This is a genomic window from Psychromonas sp. MME1 (assembly GCF_041080865.1).
In the GTDB taxonomy this organism is placed as follows: Bacteria; Pseudomonadota; Gammaproteobacteria; order Enterobacterales; family Psychromonadaceae; genus Psychromonas.
On sequence record NZ_CP160906.1, the window covers coordinates 2,163,582 to 2,188,397 of the forward strand.

The following is a 24,816-nucleotide window of genomic DNA, read 5'->3' on the forward strand; positions in this document are numbered from 1 at the left end:
TCCAATTACTCGTATTTGTGGACCTTTTTCAGTTAATTTTCATCTGTTTATGTAGAGTAAGCACAGGAAGAAAAGCTTTACTTTATAGAAATAGCTAATTAATTTTAAAAAGTCGTTAAAGATCCGCTATCCTTAACATTTAAGATGGATTGCACTTGCAATCCCAAATAATTAAAGCATTATTTATGAAAAAAAATTACCGTATTACATTGTTATTTAACGCTAATAAAGCATATGATCGGCAAATAATCCAAGGTATTGGAGAGTATCTCCAAGCGACGCAATGTCATTGGGATATCTTTTTTGAAGAAGATTTTTGTACCAATCTAGATAATATTCAAGACTGGGTTGGTGACGGCATTATTGCGGATTTAGATAATCCTGAAATAGAATTATTACTCTCAAAGTTAAAAACCCCTGTGGTCGGGATTGGCAGTTCCTATGCTAATGAGAATGATTATCCTTTTATGCCCTATATCGCAACGGATAACGTCAGTTTAGTTAGCAATGCATTTAATCACCTTAAAGACAAAGGGTTAGAAAATTTCGCTTTCTACGGATTACCAGAGAGTCACTCTTCACGCTGGGCAATTGAAAGAGAAAGAGCATTTAGCCAGTTGATTGCCGATGAAGAATATAATGCCTCCATTTATCGCGGCTATCATACTACACCACAAACATGGCAAGATGATATGGAGCACCTCGCCGAATGGCTACAAAGCTTACCTACACCCGTTGGGATTATTGCAGTAACCGATGCTCGTGCTCGTCATTTATTACAACAATGTGATCACCTTGATTTGATGGTGCCTGATGATATTGCAATAATAGGCATAGATAACGAAGAGCTAACCAGTTATTTAACCCATGTCTCATTAAGTACAGTGGGCCAAGGGTGTAAACAAATGGGTTACGCTGCCGCTAAAATGCTTCACAAACAATTACTAAAAGTGAAGGATAATGAACAACAAATCCATGAAGATGACATAGATACAGATATCGTTTACCCCCGTATTATTGTACCTGCTGCAGAGGTGTTTGCTCGACAAAGCAGCGATTATCAGGCGGTTAACGACCCCTATGTAATTAAGGCGATGCACTACATTCGTAACAATGCCTTTAACGGCATCAAAGTAGACCAAGTATTAGATGCACTAATGATATCTCGTTCTAACCTTGAAGCTCGCTTTAAAGAAGAGCGCGGCCATTCGGTACACCAAGAGATCCATAATGCCAAACTAAAACGTGCTTGTGAGTTACTCGCATCAACGAATATATCGATTGCTGAAATACCGGGGTTGTGCGGTTATCCATCGTTACAATACATGTATACTGTGTTTAAAAAAGATATCAATATGACGCCAAAAGACTATCGAGTTAATCATGCTCGCTCATTAATCTAAGCACATAATGAAGCCGTTAAACTTAAAATAGTGTAACGGCTTTTCACCTGTTAACGATATTCATTCGAATGAATTTTTAATTCACAGCTATTTTAAACATCGTTTTATGACTATAAGGACGTTCAGGCGTATAGATGCACTGCTCTGCAATGTCTGGCATATTTACTTGGTTTGGGTAATGTTGCGTCTCAAGGCATAGCCCATAATAAGCATCATAAGCCTGACCTTCTCGACCAATCTCCCCCGGTAATGCATTACCCGTATATAACTGAATTGCATTTTGGTCGGTGAAAACCTGCATTTGTAAACCTGTAGAGTCACAATTGACTTGAGCTGCTAGTGCAAAATCATCTTGGTTTAAACACCAACAGTGATCGTAACCATTAACCAATTTAATTTGCTGTTCATCAGCAAGCAAGCCTTCTTGAATCAATTTTGATGTACGAAGATCCATTGCGGTTTCTCCCACTGACTCTTTGCTCATTGGAATTGATTTATCATCTATTTTCAGGTAGTGATCTGCATCGATAGAGATACGGTGATCAACAATTTTTTCATGGCAACCCGATAAATTAAAGTAGGTATGTTGAGTAACATTGATCGGTACCGCTTTATCCGTCGTCGCGCTGTACTCAATGGATAATTCATTATCATCGTTTAATACATACTCAACGGTAAAATTGATATTTGCAGGGTAGCCAGAATCGCCTTCTTTTGTTCGTAATGCAAGGCAAATCGATTGCTCAGAAAACGACTCAACAGACCAATCTTGCTTATCCATATGAATAGATGCACCGTGTAAGTGATTAGTGCCTTCGTTTAATTCTAATGAAATAATTTCTCCGTTCAATGGAAACTTACCGCCAGCAATACGGTTTGCCCACGGTCCGACCACACTACCAATATACGCTTTAGTATCTAAATAATCTTGCGCTTGATTGAAACCTAATACGATATTCTGGCGCTTATTATTTTTATCATTAACAAAAAAGTTAACAATAGTCGCACCCAGTGATGAAATATCAACCTGGGTACCCTGTGCATTCTTTAATGAATAAAGGTGAGTATCACCCCATGTCTGTTTAATGATTCCTGAAGTCGTTACTGCTGGCATAGCTTTCTCCTATGCATATAAATGGTATAAAAAAAGTGCATGTGCCAAGCAGCATGCACTATCTGTATTGAAACGATTTAAGCGTCTTGCAGTTTTAGTTTAAGAAAGTGCAAGGGATCTCATTTGGATAACGCTCTGATGCCGGTTGGTTATAATCAATATCGGTAACCCCTAACAAATTAAGCACTTGATACATTGTTTTGCCCACTTTCGCAAACGCAATACCAGCATGATGAGGGTAACGTTTTTGAATTAACACGTGGCGGTAAAAACGTTGCATTTCTGGAATAGCAAAAACAGCAATTGAACCAAAAGATTGTGGATCGATGTCTAGAATATCCCCCTGTGCAACATAAGCACGAAGCTTAGTATCAGCCGTTGATTGTAAGCGGAATAATGTTACTTCACCCGGTTTAATTTGACCTTCAAGCGTACCACGCGTGATATTTGGCTCTTGACCAGGTTCCATTAAGCTGTGCATGATTTTTTGGAAACGCAATTGTGAATTTTTCATACAACTCGAAGCGGTGTTACCACAATGGAAGCCCATAAAGAGATCTTTTGCAGTGTAATCGCCCATGATTTCAGCATTTGCTTCAACCATATCGGTTGGTACAGAGTTATTGATATCGAGTAAGGTTGCAGCTTGATTAGTTGCACAAGTGATCATGTACTCAGAAAGAGCACCGTAGATATCTACCTCACATGCAACGGGAATACCACGGTCTGCTAAGCGAGCATTGACATAACAAGGCACAAACCCAAAGAATTTTTCAAATGAAGGCCAACATTTATTAGCAAATACACCAAAGCTTGATGCACCAAGATTTGCTTTATGGAAATCTAATAATGCGGCTTCGTATTGTGCTAGTTTAGGCAATAGATCTGGGTATGGGTTATTATCGCCTAGCTCAGCTTCCATATCTGCAATAATCGCAGGAATATCAGCATGCCCTTCAGCTTGTAGATATAGGTCATACAGATCAAGTTCACTGTTTTCCATGATCTCAACACCAAGGTCGAATAACGCTTTAATTGGTGCATTACAGGCAACAAAGTCTTGTGGACGAGGACCAAAGCTGAATATTTTAAGCCCTTTAAGGCCAAGAATAGTACGTACAACTGGTACGAAATCGGCAATCATTGTTGCCACTTCTGATGGTGTTCCCACTGGGTATTCTGGAATATGAGGACGGATATTACGTAAACCTGCGCTGTATGATGCGTTTAACATACCACAGTATGCATCACCACGATCATCTGCAAGGCATGCAGTTGATTCTTCAGCAGCAGAAACAAACATCACTGGGCCATCAAAACGTTGTGCCATTTGTGTTAACGGACCTTCAGGGCCAAAGTTACCTAAGTAAATAACTAGCGAGTTTACCCCAAGCTCTTTTGCTTCAGCTAACGCTTTAAGCATATCATTTTCGTTTTCAATAATAGTGCTTAGTTCTATAATGCTAATCTCTTTTTCGGCACAAGAAGCAACAACAGCTTGGCGACGTTGTTCTGAAAGGCGGATAGGAAAACAGTCACGGCTAACGGCTACGATACCTAGCTTTACCTGTGGAATATTGATCATAATAGCTCCAAATATGTGTTAATGAATTAAGTTGGAGACACTATGAAGAGTTGTAGAGAAAAAAAATATTGTGAAAAATAACAAACCATTTCTGTTTTTTAGTTTTACTAAAAGATAGGCCGAAAATAATTACATTGATCACAAAAATAGTGCTGTGAGTTGCATTATGACCCAAATAACGTTTGCTATCCCCTTCCACTCCTTTATGAATAAATATCAAAAATAATTAAGAGTGTGATTGATAAGAATTGTTTATGTTTCAATCTAACCATCTCTCTAAATGAAAAAACCGATATATAAGGCTTAACATGCCACACTCTATTTTTACACTAATTTTTTAAATGGATGATATAAACTTTACGAATAATAAAACGCTTGATTTAAATGTGAAATTTGACAATAACAGAATCACGCTTACAAAAAAACTTAAGCTATTGATTTTAAATCAAAACAAACTTTTTCACTATTGACCTAAAATACAATACGCGAGCATATTCCCGTTCCGGTTTATAAATACGACAACCTTTTTGACTCTGTAATACCTCTTAAATAAAACACCTACCAATCACACGCATGCGCAGGATCACAATAAATCAAATAAACAAAAAATAACAAAAGAGAAATAAAATTCATGAAAAGACTTTATAAACAGATCGGCATATTGTTTAAATATTCACCGCGCATGTGAATGTAAACCACAAATAGACAACATTTATACAACATTACAAAAGGACAGGATAATGAGTAAAATAATCACCCTCTTATGTGTAGTTTTAATGAGTATTAGTACGCCTATCTTTGCTAAAACAGTGAAAATAGGCATGGTAATTGACGATCTTCGTTTAAACGTTGGCAGAAAGATAGAGATATTTTTGTGGCGAAAGCAGAACAATTAGGCGCTAAAGTATACGTCCAGTCTGCAAACGGAAATGAACAAACACAAATATCGCAAATTGAAAATATGATCTCTCGTGGTGTTGATGTGTTGGTTATCATACCTACAAACGGAGAGGTGCTTTCTAATGTAATCAAAGAAGCAAAAATTGATGGTATTGAAATACTTTCTTACGATCGCCTGATCAACAATGCAGACATTGATTTTTACCTCTCCTTTGACAATGAGAAAGTCGGTGAAATGCAAGCAAAATCAATGCTCGCTTCAAAACCATCTGGTCGTTATTTCCTAATGGGTGGCTCGCCAACTGATAATAATGCAAAACTTTTCCGTCAAGGACAAATGAACATTCTACAGCCTAAAATTGATTCAGGCGATATCAAAGTTGTTGGTGATCAATGGGTTAATGCCTGGTTAGCAGAAAATGCATTAAAAATAATGGAAAATGCGCTAACAGCTAATAATAACGATATTGACGTTGTAGTCGCTTCTAATGACTCTACTGCAGGTGGTGCTATTCAAGCTTTAGAAGCACAAGGTCTAGCAGGTAAAGTATTTATTTCAGGACAAGATGCTGACTTAGCAGCAGTACGCAGAATCATTGCTGGTACCCAAACCATGACGGTATACAAACCTATCGTTGCACTAGCACAGCGTGCAGCTGAAATTGCGGTAACCTTAGGTAATGGCGATACTCCAAAACAAAACGCGAAATTAAATAACGGCATGAAGGACGTTCCTGCTTGGTTATTAGAGCCGATAGCCGTTGATGTGACTAACATAAAAGAAACTATCGTGGCAGATGGCTTCCACTCTAAAGAAGAACTTTATAGCAAATAAAACAGATAAAACGCTAAGTGAAAACTTAGCGTTTTTTATAAGGAGTAATTTATGTATCCACTGCTAGAAATGCGTAATATCGTAAAATGCTTTGGTTCGGTAAAAGCCTTGGATGGCGTTAGCATTAGATTAGATAAAGGTGAAATTTTATCGTTATGTGGGGAAAATGGATCCGGAAAATCAACCTTGATGAAAGTACTTTGCGGTATTTACGCTCACGGTGAATATGAAGGTGAAATAATTTACAAAGGTAAAAAAATAGAACCAAAGAAAATATCAGATACGGAAGATTTAGGTATCGCCATTATTCACCAAGAACTCACATTAGTAAAAGAGTTAAGTATTCTCGAAAATCTTTTTCTTGGATCAGAGATCTGTAATTTCGGCATGATGGATTTCGAATTAATGCATTACGAAGCTAAAGCATTATTAAGCAAAGTAAAACTATCAGTATCCCCCGAAACTAAAGTTGGTGATTTAGGCGTAGGTCAACAACAATTAGTTGAAATTGCCAAGGCAATGTCTAAAAATGCCAAGCTCTTAGTACTCGATGAACCGACAGCCCCCCTCACCGAATCAGAAACCGAGATTTTACTCACCTTAGTAAAAGAGCTTAGAGACTCAGGCGTTAGTTGTATATATATTTCCCATAAGCTTAGTGAAGTGAAGGAGATTTCCGATCACATTTGCGTTATTCGAGATGGCGTACCTATTGGAACTCGTGAAGCCAAAAATATGACAACCGATGATATTGTCACCATGATGGTCGGACGAGAAATGAAGCAACTTTTCCCACGCGAAGAACATGACATTGGAGAGGTCGTACTTGAGGTTAAAAATGTCAATGCCTGGGATAAATCAAACTCATCCATTCCGAAAGTAAGAAATGCCAGTTTTGAACTTCGCAAAGGAGAAATTCTCGGTATTTCAGGGCTCGTTGGTGCAGGTCGAACCGAGTTAATGGAATGCTTATATGGGTGTTATCAAGGTAAATATGAAGGTCAATTTTATTTAAATGGCGAACAACTCCTTATTCAAAATAGCCGCGATGCCCTAGAAGCAGGTATAGCAATGGTTCCTGAAGACCGAAAACATAATGGAATTGTCCCAGTTATGTCGGTTGGACAAAACATGTCTTTAGCGGCACTTGATCAATTTACCTCAGCAGGAGTATTAAACGACACCTTAGAAGCCAACACCATTGCAGAAGGCGTTAAAAGATTAACGGTAAAAACCCCCAACACGGAAATTGCTATCAGCAGTTTATCCGGTGGTAATCAACAGAAAGCTATTTTATCAAGATTCTTAATGGTCAATCCTAGTATCTTAATTCTTGATGAACCGACGCGAGGTATCGATGTCGGTGCTAAATACGAGATTTATAAATTGATGTTTCAACTCGTCAAAACAGGACTCAGTATCATTATGGTCTCCTCAGAGTTACCTGAAGTGCTTGGTATCAGCGACCGAGTATTGGTGATGCACGAAGGAATCATTAAAGGCGATTTAATCAACAACAACTTATCACAAAAAATAATTATGGATTGTGCATTATCAGAAAAAGGAGAGGCAGCGTGATGGAAAATTCAAGTGAATTAAACAAACAGGAAAGTCCAATGAGTGGAATAAACAACATCAAAACAGCAAATAATTTAAAGCTGATGGAACGAATAAAAAATATTAATATCCAAATGTTCGTTATGGTTGCCGCTATTATTTTCATCATGCTCTTCTTTAGCATTATGACAGAATGGAGTTATTTAACACCCAGAAATATTTCTAACCTTTTTAGACAAACTGCAATCACGGGTATTTTGGCAATAGGGATGGTTTTTGTCATCATTAGTGGCGAAATTGACCTTTCTGTTGGTTCACTAATGGGGTTATTAGGTGGGATAGCAGCTATTTTAGATGTCTGGTTTGGTTTTCCTCTTCCTTTAACAATCATCATAACATTAACCACGGGTGTACTTTTAGGTGCTTGGAATGGTTGGTGGATTGCTTATCGCAAAGTCCCCTCTTTTATTGTTACCTTAGCTGGTTACTTGGCATTTCGAGGTATTTTAATTGGTATAACAGATGGTACAACAGTCGCACCCATTTCAAATGCAATGGGTGTTATCGGGCAAAGTTATCTGCCTAGCATGGTTAGCTTAGTGATTGGTGTTGGTTGCCTTGCAGCTTATTTTGGCTGGCAACAGAAGCGTAATGGTATGCGTAAAAAATATGAGTTATCAGTGCCAAGTATGCAGCGCTCTTTAATGAAAAACGCTATCATGGGTATCGCCGTTTTAACGGTTATATTCTTACTTAATGATTACCGTGGTGTACCGACTCCTGTTTTATTACTTATATTCTTCGCACTTGTTGGTACTTTTATGGCAACAAAATCGCGTTTTGGACGCCGTATCTACGCCATTGGTGGTAATATTGAAGCAAGTCGTTTATCCGGCATCAATGTCGAGCGCACTAAGTTAGCCGTTTATGCAATGAATGGATTCCTAGTCGCTGTTTCTGCCTTAATATTAAGTTCTCGTTTAGGGGCAGGTTCACCTTCGGCGGGTAATATTGCCGAACTTGATGCGATTGCGGCCTGTGTTATCGGGGGCACCAGTATGTCTGGTGGTGTTGGTACGGTTATGGGTGCTGTTATTGGCGCTTTTATAATGGCCTCACTTGATAACGGAATGAGCATGATGGATGTCCCAACCTTCTGGCAATATATAGTCAAAGGTGGCGTTTTATTACTAGCAGTATGGATGGACAGTGCAAGTAAACAAAAACGTTAATCAAAAATATTGTTAATTCATTTGCTAGTTTCCTAGATGAGTTACCACCTAGGCATTCTTTTGCGATGATGAGTTTTAACTCACGACTATATTTGGACATAAAAAAGCCCCTCAGTAATTGGTTGTCCAACTATTGGGGGTCAGTTCACGATTGGGCTTTTTTATATTCTTGAATTCAAGGTTTGGGGAGACTCAACATGGGGTTAAAACAAATCAACAACTTAACGTTTTAAATCCATGAATATCCCAATTTTTTATTTTATTCTACACAAACCTTGCCTCGTTGTGATTTTTGCGATTCTTCTGCCGTTTTTTTACCTTTTACAAATACATTACAATCCCAGTAGCCCTCTTCAACATTCGGTTTATTTACCTTATTTTGACAGGTTGAAGCCCACGGATACCTTTTGCAGGTCTCACCCACGAAATATGTTTTCTTTTGCTCTGGTTTTTCTTTCACCCCGACTGAATCGACATACAAGTGAAAGTCAAAATCTACTAACTTGTTACTATTTTGAGTAGCGGACGAATTAACATCGATATTAGAAAAACTATCCGTCCCTAACTGTTCAGAAACAGAACGAAACTCACTCAGATTATAACTTGCAGGCTCTTCATTAAACGCTTTATCAAACTGCTTCCTAAGCTTTCTTCTGTACGCTTCATTTTCTCGCGCAATCTTAGCGTTTTTAGCTCTGAGCTCGGCATCAGAAAGTGTTGCTTTAATTGTGCTGTCTGCGCTACGAAATACATATTGCCTATAATCGTCTGTAAATTTATTGGTACTCAAGTAATATGCAGTAAGGAGGTTAACAACTTCATTTTTTGATAGGCAAGTTGCATAAGCAAGGGCTGAATCGCTAGAGTAATGGTCACATCGGTATGTATTATGATAAATGTATATCTGATCAGGATCATTCATTGCTTCGAGTAACAAAAACAGCATTTCTGCTTGAGAAGGGGTCGCCTTGTCATATACTCGAATAATAGATGATAGTAGTGATCCCTTAGTCGCTTTCCATATTGCGTCGTTTGTGAGTTCTCTACGTAACTCTTTTGAAAAATCCAACCGGAATAGGTCATCTATATAGAGGCTTGTATCAGCACAATGAGTAAGTTGTTGTTTTTTTTGCCCATTTAATAAAATATCTGATTCAGCCAATAAAACTTTGAACGATTCAATATAACCTTTTCTAAACGCAAAGGTAATGGGGCGGACACTGCCATAGTCACAAACATTGGGATTAAACCCATGTGAAATAAACAGTTTAAAGTACCTGCTGGCTTCTGCATCCGATAGATTGTACCTTAGAGGTGCGTAGATGATGTGGCTTTTAAATTTCCACTCACTGGCAATATAATATTGTCGGAGCTTAATGTTATTTACTATCCATTCAGCAAGTGCATAATCATTTAAATATACCGCGCATTCAAGCAGAGAGGTACATGTCTCATTGTCAATATCAAACACATCTGAATTAGTTTCAACAGCGATGCGCTCAACTCTTTGAACTGTGGATAATGTCGGGTTTTCAACAAGTTCATCATGTAGCGTTGCACAACCAACCAGAGAACCAAATACCAAAAAAAGAGGTACGAACAATATACATTTCATTAAACTCTCCCATATACATTCTCGTCAACAAATAGGTCAACATATCATCCATGAATTAAATTAACATAGTATAATCAATGAACCCAATACACTTATCCAACTAAATCAATGTTTATAGATCACGCCAAAAACAATTTACATCCAGCCATAGCATTCAATAAAACACCAAGTTACTGAAGTCATTTTGTTACCCTTTGCTGGCTATTTTATTACAGCTATAAATTCGACCATCCGAGTCAGATTGTACCTTAAGGTGCGCTTTAGTTAGGGTTATTACTGTTGATGATTCGCTGATGTTGCTTGGAATAATTTTCTTTAAGTTAAAAAACTTATCTAATTCGGGATGGCTAACATTAACAGCGCTAATATCCGTCGAGGATAATGTTAATTTGCTGCCATTAATCTGCCACGCTGAGTTATCCGTAAGACGATATTCTAATTGAGGAAAATTAGGCACACTCAATAAAAGCGAACCACCTCCACTTGTCTTCCCTGTGCGCATAAAATTGATCTTATAGTCAATTTTCGCTTTCATTTTTGTTTTAGTATCAACGCCTTCATATTGGCAATGCCAATCTCCATAGAGATAACTTTTGCTGATAGATTGTTGCTCAGCGGCAAAGGATGACATAGATAATACGAGCGGAAATAGCATTAATTTTTTAATTAGCGGCATACAGCACCCATAGATAGTGGCTTAAACACAGTATTTATTTGCTGACAAATCTAGCAACAACGCGATTGTATAACTACAACTATCTTGTATTGTTGAACTCACTTTCGTAAAAAATCACCAATAACAACGCAATAAAAAAGCGGCCTTAAGCCGCTTTGTTGATAGCACTGATTACGCCTAGCAAACTACTAAACGTTATTGCTTACGCTTTTTTTTCTGTTTTAACGACTGCAATATTTAACTCTGCAAGTGCCGCTGGGTTAGCAACACCCGGTGCATTGGTTAGTGGACAAGCTGCTGACGCGGTTTTCGGGAAGGCAATCACTTCACGAATTGAGCTTGTGCCCGTCATTAGCATCACTAAACGGTCTAAACCAAATGCAAGTCCTGCATGTGGTGGCGCACCAAATTGTAATGCTTCTAATAGGAAACCAAATTTATCCTGTGCTTCTTCATCGGATATATTTAAGATACGGAAAATTGCGGCTTGCATATCTTGTTTGTGAATACGCACACTACCACCACCAAGCTCACAACCGTTTAATACCATGTCGTAGGCATTAGAGATAGCTCCAACAGGGCTAGCCTCTAACTCTTCTGCCGTTAAATTGATTGGTGCGGTAAATGGATGATGTAAAGGTGTTAGAGAGCCATCTTCTAATGGTTCAAACATAGGAAAATCAATGATCCAAAGCGGTTTCCACTCATCTTTCACTAAACCTAAATCTTCCGCTATTTTAAGACGTAATGCACCAATGGCTTCAGCCACAACATTCGCTTTATCGGCACCAAATAGGATGATATCGCCATCTTGGGCATTGCTACGTTTGAGGATCTCAGCAACGATCTCTTCCGATAGGAATTTAGCAATCGGCGATTGCACCCCTTCCAACCCTTTTGCGACTTCGTTCACTTTCATCCATGCCAGTCCTTTCGCGCCATAGATGGTGACGTATTTGCCGTATTCATCAATATTTTTACGTGACAGTGCAGCACCACCAGGCACACAGATCACCGCAACACGACTCTGAGGATCGTTAGCAGGGCCAGAGAATACATTGAATTCAACTTCAGTTAACAGGTCTGCTACATCGACTAATTCAAAGTCGATACGTAAATCTGGCTTATCGCTACCAAAACGACGCATCCCTTCGGCATAGGTCATTTTCGGGAAAGTGCCTAAATCAACATCAAGCATCTCTTTGAACAGCTTAACGATCATCTCTTCTGTTTTATCCATCACTTGATCTGCCGTCATGAATGACGTTTCAATATCGATTTGGGTAAATTCAGGTTGACGGTCGGCACGTAAATCTTCATCGCGGAAACATTTAACGATTTGGTAATATTTATCTAAACCAGACATCATCAACAGTTGTTTAAAGAGCTGTGGAGATTGCGGTAATGCAAAAAACTGACCTTTGTGAGTACGACTTGGCACTAAATAATCACGCGCACCTTCTGGAGTGGCTTTGGTTAAGATTGGCGTTTCAACATCTAAAAAGCCATTGTCATCGAGGAAGCGACGCACAAAGCTACTCACTTTGGCACGGAACTGCATACGTGCAGCCATTTCTGGGCGACGTAAATCTAAATAGCGGTAACGTAAACGTTGCTCTTCACTATTTTGTTGGTTGCTATCAAGGGGTAATGGCTCACTGCGATTTAAGATCTCTAATTCAAGACCACGGATTTCGATACCACCTGTGGTCATCTCTTTGTTCACTTGCCCTTCAGGACGAGCACGAACTTGACCTTTCATTTTGATACAAAATTCATTACGTACTGTTGCAGCAATAGCGGTTGCTTCTGGCGTATCACCATCAAAAAAGACCTGCACAATACCCGCACGATCACGCATATCGAGGAAGGTTACTCCACCTAAATCACGTTGCTTATTTATCCAACCCACTAACTCAATTTCTTGACCAATATTTGCTTCGGTCACTTCACCACAATACATAGTGCGCATTATCGATTCCTGTTTTAAATACATTACAAAATAATTGCTGCATTATAAAAGAAAATGACCTTTAGGCATACGGCTAAATAAAAAAATGACCGTCTGCGCTATTTTGAGTAAAATGCGCCTTTAAAAATACCCAGTTTTAAACGAATAGGCCACCCCCATGAGTAAAACAGACAATATTTATAGTCAGCCACTTGAACAAATAGGTGGATTTACCTTTAATGAACAGGTTGTGCAAGTTTTCCCTGACATGATCAAGCGTTCTGTCCCGGGCTATGAGAAGATCATCCAAACGATCGGTATGATCACTCAGCGCTGCGCGATAGAAAACAGCAACCTGTATGATTTAGGCTGTTCATTGGGCGCGGCGACACTCTCGATGCGACGAGGTTTGACTAATAAAAGTGGTTGTAAAATTATTGCCGTCGATAACTCGCAGGCGATGGTTGAACGTTGTCAGCAACACATTAACGCCTATAAGTCAGAAACACCTGTTACTGTTCTGTGTGATGATATTTGTAATATCGACATTAATAATGCTTCCGTGGTGGTGCTCAATTTCACCCTACAGTTTTTATCACTTGAGAAACGGCTAACATTATTACGTAATATCTATAAGGGGTTATTACCGGGTGGGGTATTGGTCTTATCGGAAAAATTTATCTTTGAGGATGCCACCAGCCATCAACTATTAATCGACCTGCACTTAGATTTTAAACGTAGTCATGGCTATAGTGAACTAGAGATCAGCCAAAAACGGTCCTCATTGGATAATGTATTAATCGCAGAGACCGTTGAACAGCACTATCAACGCCTTCAACAGGCTGGTTTTAAACACAACAATCTATGGTACCAATGTTTTAACTTTGGCTCTATTATCAGTATTAAAGAGTAATTATGATCGACTTTAGTCATTTCTACAGCATTATTGCAAAAAATCGTTTGAGCCACTGGCTACGTGTACTGCCAACACAGCTGCATGAGTGGGAAAACAGCCACGTACACGGAAAACTCGCTGGTTGGATACGCGTATTAAATAAACTTCCCGCTATTAAAACAGCATCCATCGAACTCAAAGAGAGAGTTGAAATAGGTAGTGAAGGCGAGCTTGCACTGGGCGAAAGTAAAAAAATAGAGAGTCTACTGCAAAAATTTCACCCTTGGCGCAAAGGCCCATTTACTATTCACGGCATTCACATTGATACCGAATGGCGAAGTGATTGGAAATGGGATCGCGTCTTACCCCATATTAGCCCACTTAAATACCGCTATGTATTAGATGTAGGTTGTGGCAGTGGTTACCACATGTGGCGCATGCTAGGTGAAGGTGCGGAGTTTGTTGTTGGCATCGACCCTAGTGACCTCTTTTTATGTCAATTTGAAGCGATACGTCACTTTGCCAATAAAGAGCAAAATGTCCACCTACTGCCTCTGGGCATCCAAGAGCTACCTAAGCTGGCGGCCTTCGATACGGTCTTTTCAATGGGCGTACTATATCATCGTAAATCACCGATGGATCATATTACTCAATTGCAGGATCAACTCGTTGAAGGCGGCGAATTAGTGTTAGAAACCTTAGTGATTGCTGGCGATGAAAATTCGGTGTTAGTGCCGCAGGATAGATATGCCAAAATGCGTAATATTTGGTTTTTACCCAGCGCAGAAGCACTTAAATTATGGGTAGAAAAATGTGGCTTTGAAGATGTACGTATTGTTGATATTAACGATACCCTAACGGGAGAACAACGCAGCACTGCATGGATGACCAACGAATCACTACAGGATTATTTAGATCCTAACGATCCCAGTAAAACCATCGAAGGGCACCCTGCGCCGAAGCGCGCGCTGTTAATCGCTAAAAAAGCCTTTAAGCCGTTATCATAAATGGATAAACAACCCTTTTTAAATCGTTTTATATTATTCAAGCAACAGCTTGATACAGATTTACACAGCAGTAAAAAGAGTATTTATAAACAACAAAAAGGCTTTAAACAGGCCGCAGTATTAATCCCCTTTGTTAATAGCGCAACGGGGATTAATATCCTCTTTACCGAACGCGCCTTGCACCTGCGCCACCACCCTGGACAAATTAGCTTTCCCGGTGGCAAGCATGAAGCGTCAGATAATAGCCTGTTAGATACCGCATTGCGGGAAACTGAAGAAGAGATTGGGATTTTACAAGGGCAAGTCGATATTTTCGGACGCTTACCCTCTCTCTCCACCATTAGTGGTTTTACTATCAACCCTTACTTGGGGTTTATTGATAGTGACTACCAACTCAGCATTGATAAACAAGAAGTGCGTAGTGTTTTTGAAGTACCACTTAGTTATTTACTCGACAGTAAAAACTTCCATAAACAGCATCTTGTCGCCAATAAACAACGCCACTATACCTTCTGTATTCGCTATCAAAATAGATTAATCTGGGGGGCAACCGCACAAATTTTACACAATTTACAACAACAAATATGGCAATAATCTTTATACTCCAGACGAATATAAACCAATACACCATTTATATGTCGCGCTTTGATACATTTACGCTTAAATTGCTAACATTATTTTAACATTAACATTAAACTTAACAATAATTGCGACTTGTTTAGGATTTTAACATGCTTATAAAACACAAATTGGTACTAAATGCCTCCATATCAATTATCGCCATGCTAGGAATGCTATTACTCATAACCCTATCATCGACGACAATGCAAAAAGATCTCGCTTTAGTCACCAGTGTAGGGGAAGTGGAAAATGATATATTGCAATTACGCCGTTATGAGAAAGATTTTCTTGCCCGCAACGACCTACAATACCAGCAGCAGTTTGAACAATTAAGCAACTTAAACAGAGATAAACTGAGCGTTTTAGCTAGCCAATTACTCGATATTGGCGTTGCGTCAACTGAAGTACAACAACTTCAGACTATATTAGCAACCTATGAAGAAAAGTTTAGTGCTGTTGTGAATGTGAAAAAAACTATCGGGTTAACATCAACTACGGGTTTATATGGCGAACTAAGAAACGCCGTACATGATGCTGAAGAGAAAATCGCTAACATTGACTTTGAAGTATTAAGTATTATGTTGCAATTACGCCGCAATGAAAAAGATTACATGTTACGTATTGATGACAAATACGTACAAAAATTTGAAGAAAACAGTAACAATTTAGCCAATATCATTGAATATACAGCCTCCTTAGAAGACCAAAAGGAGGCATTACATAAAAGCTTAGATTGTACAAAATGGCTTTTTTAGATTTAGTTAAAGAGCAAAAAAAGCTCGGTTACAACGCCAATCAAGGTTTACTAAACGAGATGCGCACGAGCGTTCACCTACTTGATGAACAATTAGCAAAAGTGAAGCAGCACGTTTATGATACTTCGGTCGATTATATGGCTGCAAGTAAACAAATGACCTATGCCATTGGGATAATATCGATATTATTAATTGCATTTATCACGTGGTTCATCGTACATAATATAATCACTGCACTTAATGGAATACAACGTTCCATGCTAACCATTGCCGACACTAATAATTTAAGTACCCCTATCCAATCTAAAAATACAAATGATGAATTAGCCGCCATAGCGAATGCCTTTAATCACGTATTAAATAACTTTAAAGGGTTAATTAGTTCGGTTAATCAATCGGTCAGCAGTGTTACCCACGTAAGCCACTCTCTCACCGATAATATTCGCCAGACCAATAAAGGCGTGCAATCACAGCTGCAAGAGACAGATATGGTTGCTACGGCGGTAACAGAAATGTTATCAACCATTGAAGAGATCGCTTCAAATACACAGGATGCAGCAGACAAAGCGCAGCAGACCAATCAGAATACTATTCAAGGTAAAGATGAAGTAGATGCAACCATCCAGCAAATTCAGTGCTTATCTGACAAGTTGATACAATCAGAATCCGTGGTACAGGAACTCGAACGCGACGGTAAAAATATTGCCAGTGTCCTCGATGTAATACGCTCCATTGCCGAACAGACGAACTTATTGGCATTAAACGCCGCTATTGAAGCGGCACGAGCGGGTGAGCAAGGGCGAGGATTTGCCGTGGTTGCCGATGAGGTACGTACCTTAGCTAGCCGCACACAGACCTCAACCAAAGAGATAGAAGTGATTATTGCTGAATTACAAAATAGAACCCATGATATTGTCACATTAATGGGTGAATGTAACCATGAAGGTGAAGAAAGTCGCATGAAAGCAGCCAAGGCGGGTGCCATGCTCGATGCGATTAACGCCGATGTTGTGGTTATTTCAGATATGAATACTGCGATTGCTACGGCAATTGAACAGCAGAGTGCCGTTGCTGCAGAGGTCAATCAACATGTTGTATCTATTCGCGATGTTGCACAAGATGCCAGCAAGTCGGCATTACAAAATGAAAAAATTAGCCATGAGTTAGTCGAGCAAGCAAATGTATTAGCTAAACAAACGCAACACTTTACGCTCTAACTTTAAAAGGGCCTCCAGGGAAAATATCGCCATGATACTTAGGAGGCTTTTTTATCATCGCAATCGAAATCATTTACAATAGAGAGTGAAAATGTGCTTGTAACTTTGCATTGACGGTCTTAAATCTAGCTGGCAGTAGGCGGTTTCTCTTTTTCACTAAATATAGATCTTCCATAACCGGCTTTTGTGATGCAAATATTTTTAAATGTTGAGGATCTTGAAAACTATCGATGGCACTTTTTGGTAAGACGGTAAACCCCAGCCCTCTCGCGACGGGTTGCAATATCTGACTTATTTGATTGATATAACCAGATACCGGCAGGGCGCTAATATTCAATGTGTTAAAATGGGAATCCTGACTTTTTGCAACGTAAAGCGACAAATAATGTTCAGCATCTGGGTGATTAATCAGCCCAAGCGATGTTAATAAATTCACGTCAATGCAATCAGACTCAACACTAGCGGGAAACACTAAGCATAACTGCTCGCAACCAAGTTCTTGCACATCAAACAGGCTATGATTAGGGATATGGGTAACAATACCAATATCAATGAGCCCTTTTTGTATTTCATTTAATATTTGCTGGTTCGGTGCTGCTTTTAACTGAATCACAAGTTGGGGATGCAAGGTTTGTAAATCCAATAACAGCGGATAAAGAATCAATGCCAGCGCACCAGAACAGGCGATGGTGACACGTCCACTAAAGGGATCATCAAAGGCTAACTTTTCCAATAATTGATGTTCGTTATTTGCTAACTGCCTTGCGTATTCATAAACTAGGCGGCCTTGCTCAGTGAGTTCAAAACTTTTTTTATCACGGCGAATAAGCGGATGCCCACAGGCATCTTCAAGCTTATTAATATGTTGGCTAACACCAGGCTGAGTCATAAATAGTTTTTCAGCACTCTTAGTAAAGTGACCGGTATCAATCAGCGTTACAAAGGTATTGAGCCAGTTAGGATTTAAAATAGCCACCTCCACCATAACAAAAAATTATAGTAATGATTATAATTCATAATTTTAAATAATAAAACAGATCTCATATACTTATCCCATCAAAACAAGTTACAAATTAAATAACAGAGATTGGAGCAAATTATGAAAATGAATCATGTCGGTATAATGGTAGGTGATATGGATAAAGCGGTTGAGTTTTACACTAAAGCGCTTGGCCTTAAAGTTGTTATGGGAAATACCAAAGTCACTGAAGAGCGTGAAACTGCAATAGGCAGAATGTGTATTGCCGTTTTTGGTGAAGGCTTCAAGGGCTTTAATATCGCACACTTAGTAACTAGCGATGGTATTGGTGTTGAGATGTTTGAAATGAAAGAGCGTGCAGAACGCCATGTGGTGGATTTTTCTCGATTAGGTATTTTCCACTTTTGTTTACAAACTGATGACTTTCATGGCGCGATCGAAAGAACTGAAAAGTTTGGCGGCAAAGTGAGAATGGATATCATGCGTTATCACCCAGAAGATGATAACAACCAAGCTAAAATGGTTTACTTAGAAGACCCATTTGGTAACTTATTTGAGCTTTACTCACACACCTATGAAGAGACTTACGCTGCAGAATATGAGTAATCTTTGACATAAACAACAAGACAAATAAACAGATTGAGGCAACTACGCCTCAATCTGACTTTCTCGATACCCGCCCCCTCTTCTTGTTAAGTTAAGAACATTCATCGATTTTACTCACACAATGCCCCTTCTTATATTTTCACTTGATAAAGTGCAATACGAGAGTTAACGCGACGTAAATACTGCCTTGTTTCATCATAGGGTAATTTAGTGATTAACTGTTTATAAACTTCATCGGCAGATAATCTATTAATCTCCGTCGCCGCTTGATTAATATTGCGCGAGCCATTTTTATTAAACACTCGTGCGACATTACCGGCGCCCGTATTATAGGCAGCAATAGTGCAATATAGGCGGCTACGGTCATCCTTGATCGCTTTTAAATAACGTTTGTCTAAAATATCTAAATAGGCCGTCCCCGTTTCTACATTAACAGCAGGAATATAAAGGTCATTTTTTTGCATCGGTTTATCAATATTACGCAGCAAACGATTAACATCATGCCCTGCTGTTCGAGGCACGATTTGCATTAATCCATAGGCAGGAACCGGCGAAGTTGCGCGAGGATCGAAGGCCGACTCAGAATGCATAATCGCCATCACTAATGCGGGGGAAATATCACGCGCCTTGCCCTCTTTTTCTGCCATATCTACATATTTTTTAGCTCTATCTTGTAAGCTATTTTTAGGTAACTGCACTTTATAAACGGCAATATTCTTGTCATTTTTACTCTTTCTTTGAGCCTCCTGATAAGTGCTATCGGCCTTGTTCATGCGTTGCTTTGTTAACTCGATAAGCTCCGCTTTCTCCTGAATCGCAATTTGTTGAGATTTATCTTCGCTAACTTGATCATTAGCAAGTTGAACTCTATCGGCTTGTTTATCAATTTGTTGGATCTGCGCTTGGGTTTGTTTGATGATACGTTCTTTAACTTGTTGTTTTTTATTTTCAGAAAATGCCACTTGATCAACCGTAACATGGCCTTTTTTAATAAATTCTCGATCACCAAAAAGACGTGCAATATTCGATTTTTTATCCTGTAACAGGGTCTCAATTTTATCCTGTACCACCTTTTCAACTTCCTGTTGAGAGAGGTTTTTATCGACTAAGACAGCAACACTCAGCTCTTCATTTTCATAGTCAACCACGGATTTCACATTTTGGTCATCACTAAATTCAACGTTTCGATCTGACTGAGAAACATCCCCTTCCCCCCATTTACTAACTAATGTTTGCTGAAACTGGTCGAATTCCTTTAAATAGGCCACTAACCAAGCTTGATACTGCTTCTCTTGCTCAATAAGAAATGCTTGAAACTCTTTTTCTAATGCCACTGAATCACCAGAGCGATCATCATAAACGGCCATCTCTTGATCCAACTCAGCAAAGGGATCATTTGCATATGTGGGACAACTAATAACTACGCTACTAAAAAAAAGAAAATTAGACCATTTCATATCATCTCCTTATTTAGGGTAAAAGATGTTTCACCACAGGTATTTTTGCTAACAACATTGTACATAGCAAAGAGATAAAAAGTATCACAATGGTTAGCAGAGGAATCGCCAACCAATTGCTGTGAAAAAATTGATAAAAACCATTATCTAAATGACGTACAGGAATTAATAGTATTGGATGTAGCAGATAAATTCCCAAACTATATTTAGCAATGAGCGATATCAAGGCACGTAACTTGCCCTCTATTTTATCCCCATAATGCTGCGCATAGACAAAGATCATCGCGCCAATAACCGCTGTATTGAGCGTTTTATAACCCATATAAAAACTACTATATTCACCTGTATCTATAGTTAATTGCCAACTGCCAAAGAAGTTTAATAACAACATTGCCACGCCTGCAATTAACCAGTATTTACGTGTTTGACTGTTATCATGGCTAAATAGATAGTGCCCGAGCAACAAGTACCCCGTATATAAAATAAGATTTTCTTGCAGAAAACTTTCTACTTTCAGCCATTTCATTAAAAACAGTAACAGAAAAATAACCACAATGAATTTGTACAACTCCTCGGGCAATTTTTTTAATATCGGCTGTAACAAGGGAATTAAAAAATAGAGCGGAATAAAATCATAAAAGAACCAGAGATGATACCACGTTGGATCATTGGGTGACGCTGCAATCATCGACCACGTTATCTCGCTAGACCAGATCCCAGTAAACAGATCATCTACCATAAATCCAGCAATAAAAGCATAAATTAAGGTCCAAGCAACAAATGGAATAACAACTTTCGAAATACGTTTGCTCAGATATACTTCGCAGTTAAAGGGGCGCTGACTAGATAACAACAGCGCACCACTTATCATCACAAACACAGGTACAGCCCAACGCGTGACACTATTAATGCCCATCGCAGCTAACCAATCTGATTCGGGAATATCACCATATAGATAACGAAATGGCCCTAAAACATGAATAGAAACAACGGCAAAGGCGGCCATTGTGCGCAATAAGTCGATATAAAAAATAGAAGAGCTCGTTGACTTCATGTGATCCCTTGTAAAATAAATTAAGATAAATATTGATAACTATTAATAGGCTAGCAACTTCTCAAGCATTTGATGCTTATTTTTAAGAGAAGTAAAGCTACCATTAATACTGTTTACCACTAAATGTTTAGCCTGTTTTTCGGTCATGCTTAAAGAATTGGCTAAGGCCATAAAGTTTTCTGTTAGATACCCTCCAAAATAGGCAGGATCATCTGAATTAACCGTCACACAAATACATTGGGATAACATCTGTAATATGGTGTGGTCAGCCATATCTGCAAATACTTTCAATTTAGTATTCGATAATGGGCAAACCGTTAATGGGATCTGCTTTTCTCGTAAGTGTGTCATCAGTACGGGGTCACTGATGGCATTAACACGCGCAACATGCAAATCATTTAATGCACTCCAGATGTACTCTGCGGGCCCCTCTTCACCCGCATGGGCAACGGCTAATAATCCAAGCCCCCTTGCTTTAGCAAAAACGTGAGTAAATTTTTCGGGAGGATGCCCATTTTCCGAACTATCTAAACCAACGGCGATAATTTTATCTAGATAAGGCATGGCTTGCTGTAGCGTAACCAAGGCATCTTCTTCGCTAAGATGACGTAAAAAGCACATAATGAGCTCACTACTTATGCCGAGTTTGCTTTTTCCATCTTGCAAAGCACGGTCAATACCACCGATAACCGTAGCAAAATCAACGCCACGTGCAGTATGTGTTTGAGGATCAAAAAACGGCTCCACATGAATCACATTTTGTTCTTTACATTTTAGTAAATATGCCCAAGTTAAATCATAGAAATCTTGTTCATCAATTAAGACATTCGCACCTTGGTAATAAATATCTAAGAAATCTTGTAGGTTATTAAATTGATAAGCACACTTCACCTCATCAATAGAAGCGTAGGGAATGGCGACATTATTGCGTTTAGCTAATGCAAACATCAACTCGGGTTCTAAACTACCTTCAAGGTGTATATGCAGCTCTACTTTCGGTAATTTATTTATCCACTCAAAATTATTCTGTTGCATAATCATCCTTTCAATTTTCACAACCCCTGCTCGGTTAATTTAGCTTGTTGCTGACGCTGCATTTTTTGTAGATCATTTTGTAAATTTTTAGCTTTCTGCAACGCATCTAACTGTACATCAGGAATAATCACTTGTTTTGGCTCTTCTGCCCCACAGCCAATAATCAATAGCGATAAAAAAATAGTTACAGTGCGTTTTATTTTAGTCATTCTTATTCCTTAATTATAATACTATGCTTTCTAATACCATTAATTCGCATAATTATGGTCATAGCCTGTAGAGGATAAATGATACAGCGCAAGACGCATGGTTGAGTAAGAGCAACCTATTACGATTGAATGCAATGCTGTTATCTATTATTTTAACCAACAAGATAGATCAGATACTTATGTATAATAGTATCCAAAAAGCAACAAGGTTAACTGGCACAAGATCACGCTATCCAATGAGCGTGTCAAAAATATAAGGAATAGGTATGTTTAAGTTTTTTGAAAGATTAGTGCCAGCACTCAATGATGAGGCTCCATCACAGCCCCCCAATACTTTAATTGCTTTTTGTTTGCATTACACCAAAGGCTATAAAATAGCACTGCTCATTATGAGCATTTTGTCGGCTTTATTAGCTATTCTTGAAGTTTCCTTATTTGCTTTTATGGGGCAATTAGTGGACTGGTTAGTCAGTAAAAACCCTGAAACATTACTACAGGATGAAGGCTCCACATTGCTATTAATGACGATATTAATACTCGTCGTCATTCCCCTATTAACCCTATTACATGCACTGGTCGTGCATCAGGTATTATTAGGGAATTACCCGATGTCAATTCGATGGTTTGCACATCGCTATCTGCTTAAGCAAAGTGTCTCTTTTTACCAAGATGATTTTGCCGGAAGAATAGCCACTAAAGTGATGCAAACCTCACTCGCGGTGCGTGAAACCGTGATGAAATTATTAGATGTCCTCGTTTATGTTTTTGTCTACTTCATTGCCATGGTCGTTATGATAGCCAAAGCTGACCTACGGTTAGCCATTCCCATGTTAGTTTGGTTTATCGTATACGCTGCACTGCAATATTATTTTATCCCGCGTTTAAAACGGGTTTCCACGGAGCAAGCCGATGCCCGTTCAACGATGACAGGACGTATAGTAGATAGCTATACTAATATCTCAACGGTAAAATTATTCGCTCATACGGATTCAGAATCACAGTACGCCAAACAGGGTATGCAAGAATTCTTGCAAACAGTATATCGACAGATGCGCTTAGCAACGGGCATTAGCGTCTCCGTACAAATATCCAATTATCTGTTGGCATTTTCCATTACAGCAATTGCAATCGCCCTATGGATGCAAAGTGCGATTACCGTTGGTGCAATCGCTATCGCTATCAGCTTAGCCCTGCGCCTTAATGGTATGTCACAATGGATAATGTGGGAATTAAGCGCGTTATTTGAAAACATCGGCACCGTAGCAGATGGTATGTCTACCTTGGCTAAACCCAATATCATTGAGGACGAAGCCAATGCCCCACCATTAACCGTTACTGATGGACGTATAAACTTTAATAATGTCAGTTTTCATTATGGTGAGGCAAAAGGTGTCATCGATCACTTTAACTTATCCATTAAAGCAGGAGAGAAAATAGGCTTAGTCGGACGCTCAGGTGCCGGAAAATCAACACTGGTCAATTTACTATTACGTTTTTATGACCTTGAACAAGGGCAGATAATCATCGACAATCAAGACATCAAACAGGTTCAACAGGAGAGTCTGCGTCTTCAAATCGGCATGGTCACCCAGGATACCTCACTATTACATCGCTCCATCCGAGAGAATATTCTCTACGGACGCCCAGATGCCAGCGAAGAAGATATGATCAAAGCCACCAAACAGGCTCAAGCACATGATTTCATTCTCGAATTAACCGATAGTGAAGGCAATAAAGGCTATGATGCACAGGTTGGTGAGCGAGGCGTTAAACTCTCTGGAGGTCAACGCCAACGTATTGCAATTTCTCGCGTGCTACTTAAAGATGCCCCTATTTTAGTATTAGATGAAGCAACCTCAGCACTCGATTCAGAGGTTGAAGCCGCTATTCAAGAAAGTTTGTATGAACTGATGCAGGGGAAAACAGTTATTGCTATTGCACATCGCTTGTCAACTATTGCCGCGATGGATCGCTTAATTGTCCTTGATAATGGTAAGATTATTGAACAAGGCCGCCATGAAGAACTAATCCACAAAAATAGCGTATATGCCCAATTATGGGCTCATCAAACTGGCGGTTTTTTAGGTATTGACTAAATTTAAAGTTATTAAAT

General features: G+C 39.0%; 21 protein-coding genes. 11 read left to right on the top strand and 10 right to left on the bottom strand.

From position 1 onward, the window contains the following. Positions 1-185 precede the first annotated feature (185 nt). Positions 186-1,403, top strand: coding sequence for a DNA-binding transcriptional regulator (locus tag AB2N10_RS09900; protein ID WP_354623820.1), 1,218 nt, complete (start codon positions 186-188; stop codon positions 1,401-1,403). A 76-nt stretch (positions 1,404-1,479) separates the two neighbouring features. On the opposite strand, the gene AB2N10_RS09905 is transcribed toward AB2N10_RS09900, so the two are convergent. Continuing rightward, positions 1,480-2,517, bottom strand: coding sequence for an aldose epimerase family protein (locus AB2N10_RS09905; RefSeq protein ID WP_354623819.1), 1,038 nt, complete (start codon positions 2,515-2,517; stop codon positions 1,480-1,482). Between the two features lie 94 nt (positions 2,518-2,611). Continuing rightward, positions 2,612-4,102, bottom strand: a complete 1,491-nt coding sequence (locus AB2N10_RS09910) for a fucose isomerase (protein ID WP_354623818.1) — start codon at positions 4,100-4,102, stop codon at positions 2,612-2,614. An 874-nt stretch (positions 4,103-4,976) separates the two neighbouring features. Here AB2N10_RS09910 and xylF point away from each other — a divergent pair. Genes xylF through AB2N10_RS09925 form a run of 3 tightly spaced genes read left to right on the top strand, consistent with a single transcriptional unit; the run spans position 4,977 to position 8,626 of the window. Beyond that, entirely contained in the window at positions 4,977-5,837 is an 861-nt protein-coding gene (gene xylF / locus AB2N10_RS09915) for a D-xylose ABC transporter substrate-binding protein (RefSeq protein WP_369433779.1), read from the top strand. 51 nt (positions 5,838-5,888) lie between these two features. Then, positions 5,889-7,415, top strand: coding sequence for a xylose ABC transporter ATP-binding protein (locus AB2N10_RS09920; protein ID WP_369433780.1), 1,527 nt, complete (start codon positions 5,889-5,891; stop codon positions 7,413-7,415). Next, on the top strand, positions 7,415-8,626 hold the full coding sequence (locus AB2N10_RS09925) for a sugar ABC transporter permease (protein WP_354623925.1): 1,212 nt from the start codon (positions 7,415-7,417) through the stop codon (positions 8,624-8,626). Before AB2N10_RS09920 ends, AB2N10_RS09925 begins: the two co-directional genes overlap by 1 nt. 259 nt (positions 8,627-8,885) lie before the next feature. Here the strand turns inward: AB2N10_RS09925 and AB2N10_RS09930 are convergent, their stop codons facing one another. The 3 genes from AB2N10_RS09930 to aspS all read right to left on the bottom strand — a co-directional run bounded on the left by AB2N10_RS09930 (position 8,886) and on the right by aspS (position 12,889). Beyond that, entirely contained in the window at positions 8,886-10,241 is a 1,356-nt protein-coding gene (locus tag AB2N10_RS09930; protein ID WP_369433781.1) for a hypothetical protein, read from the bottom strand. A 187-nt stretch (positions 10,242-10,428) separates the two neighbouring features. Next, the gene (locus AB2N10_RS09935) at positions 10,429-10,917 is read right to left on the bottom strand and encodes a hypothetical protein (protein ID WP_354623813.1); all 489 of its coding nucleotides are present in this window, start codon (positions 10,915-10,917) and stop codon (positions 10,429-10,431) included. Between the two features lie 202 nt (positions 10,918-11,119). Continuing rightward, positions 11,120-12,889: an aspartate--tRNA ligase gene (aspS, locus tag AB2N10_RS09940; RefSeq protein WP_354623812.1), complete on the bottom strand. Its 1,770-nt coding sequence runs from the start codon at positions 12,887-12,889 to the stop codon at positions 11,120-11,122. Between the two features lie 157 nt (positions 12,890-13,046). Between aspS and cmoA the strand changes: the two genes are divergently transcribed. The 5 genes from cmoA (at position 13,047) to AB2N10_RS09965 (ending at position 17,363) form a co-directional block, all read left to right on the top strand. Further along, positions 13,047-13,781, top strand: a complete 735-nt coding sequence (cmoA, locus tag AB2N10_RS09945) for a carboxy-S-adenosyl-L-methionine synthase CmoA (protein ID WP_369433782.1) — start codon at positions 13,047-13,049, stop codon at positions 13,779-13,781. A gap of 2 nt (positions 13,782-13,783) precedes the next feature. Next, the gene (gene cmoB / locus AB2N10_RS09950; protein WP_369433783.1) at positions 13,784-14,770 is read left to right on the top strand and encodes a tRNA 5-methoxyuridine(34)/uridine 5-oxyacetic acid(34) synthase CmoB; all 987 of its coding nucleotides are present in this window, start codon (positions 13,784-13,786) and stop codon (positions 14,768-14,770) included. Next, a complete protein-coding gene (locus AB2N10_RS09955; RefSeq protein WP_369433784.1) occupies positions 14,771-15,364 on the top strand; it encodes a CoA pyrophosphatase in 594 nt (197 codons plus the stop codon). Between the two features lie 137 nt (positions 15,365-15,501). Continuing rightward, positions 15,502-16,146 (top strand): hypothetical protein, encoded by a 645-nt coding sequence (locus AB2N10_RS09960; protein WP_369433785.1) that lies wholly within the window; start codon positions 15,502-15,504, stop codon positions 16,144-16,146. After that, positions 16,134-17,363 carry a methyl-accepting chemotaxis protein gene (locus AB2N10_RS09965; protein ID WP_369433786.1) on the top strand — a complete coding sequence of 410 codons (1,230 nt, stop codon included), beginning with the start codon at positions 16,134-16,136 and terminating at the stop codon, positions 17,361-17,363. Before AB2N10_RS09960 ends, AB2N10_RS09965 begins: the two co-directional genes overlap by 13 nt. Before the next feature lie 73 nt (positions 17,364-17,436). On the opposite strand, the gene AB2N10_RS09970 is transcribed toward AB2N10_RS09965, so the two are convergent. Further along, positions 17,437-18,339 carry a LysR family transcriptional regulator gene (locus AB2N10_RS09970; RefSeq protein WP_354623807.1) on the bottom strand — a complete coding sequence of 301 codons (903 nt, stop codon included), beginning with the start codon at positions 18,337-18,339 and terminating at the stop codon, positions 17,437-17,439. A gap of 123 nt (positions 18,340-18,462) precedes the next feature. On the opposite strand from AB2N10_RS09970, the gene AB2N10_RS09975 reads away from it, so the two are divergent. Then, positions 18,463-18,948, top strand: a complete 486-nt coding sequence (locus AB2N10_RS09975; protein ID WP_354623806.1) for a VOC family protein — start codon at positions 18,463-18,465, stop codon at positions 18,946-18,948. A gap of 131 nt (positions 18,949-19,079) precedes the next feature. Here AB2N10_RS09975 and AB2N10_RS09980 read toward each other — a convergent pair whose 3' ends face one another. From AB2N10_RS09980 to AB2N10_RS09995, 4 genes are read right to left on the bottom strand one after another with little or no spacing between them, the layout of a single operon-like run. Continuing rightward, the gene (locus AB2N10_RS09980) at positions 19,080-20,405 is read right to left on the bottom strand and encodes a transglycosylase SLT domain-containing protein (RefSeq protein ID WP_369433787.1); all 1,326 of its coding nucleotides are present in this window, start codon (positions 20,403-20,405) and stop codon (positions 19,080-19,082) included. Between the two features lie 13 nt (positions 20,406-20,418). Then, a complete protein-coding gene (locus AB2N10_RS09985) occupies positions 20,419-21,459 on the bottom strand; it encodes an acyltransferase family protein (RefSeq protein ID WP_354623801.1) in 1,041 nt (346 codons plus the stop codon). 42 nt (positions 21,460-21,501) lie between these two features. Further along, entirely contained in the window at positions 21,502-22,494 is a 993-nt protein-coding gene (locus AB2N10_RS09990) for an adenosine deaminase (protein ID WP_354623799.1), read from the bottom strand. Between the two features lie 17 nt (positions 22,495-22,511). Continuing rightward, a complete protein-coding gene (locus AB2N10_RS09995) occupies positions 22,512-22,703 on the bottom strand; it encodes a hypothetical protein (RefSeq protein ID WP_354623797.1) in 192 nt (63 codons plus the stop codon). 266 nt (positions 22,704-22,969) lie between these two features. On the opposite strand from AB2N10_RS09995, the gene AB2N10_RS10000 reads away from it, so the two are divergent. Next, positions 22,970-24,799: an ABC transporter ATP-binding protein gene (locus AB2N10_RS10000; protein ID WP_354623795.1), complete on the top strand. Its 1,830-nt coding sequence runs from the start codon at positions 22,970-22,972 to the stop codon at positions 24,797-24,799. Positions 24,800-24,816 lie beyond the last annotated feature (17 nt).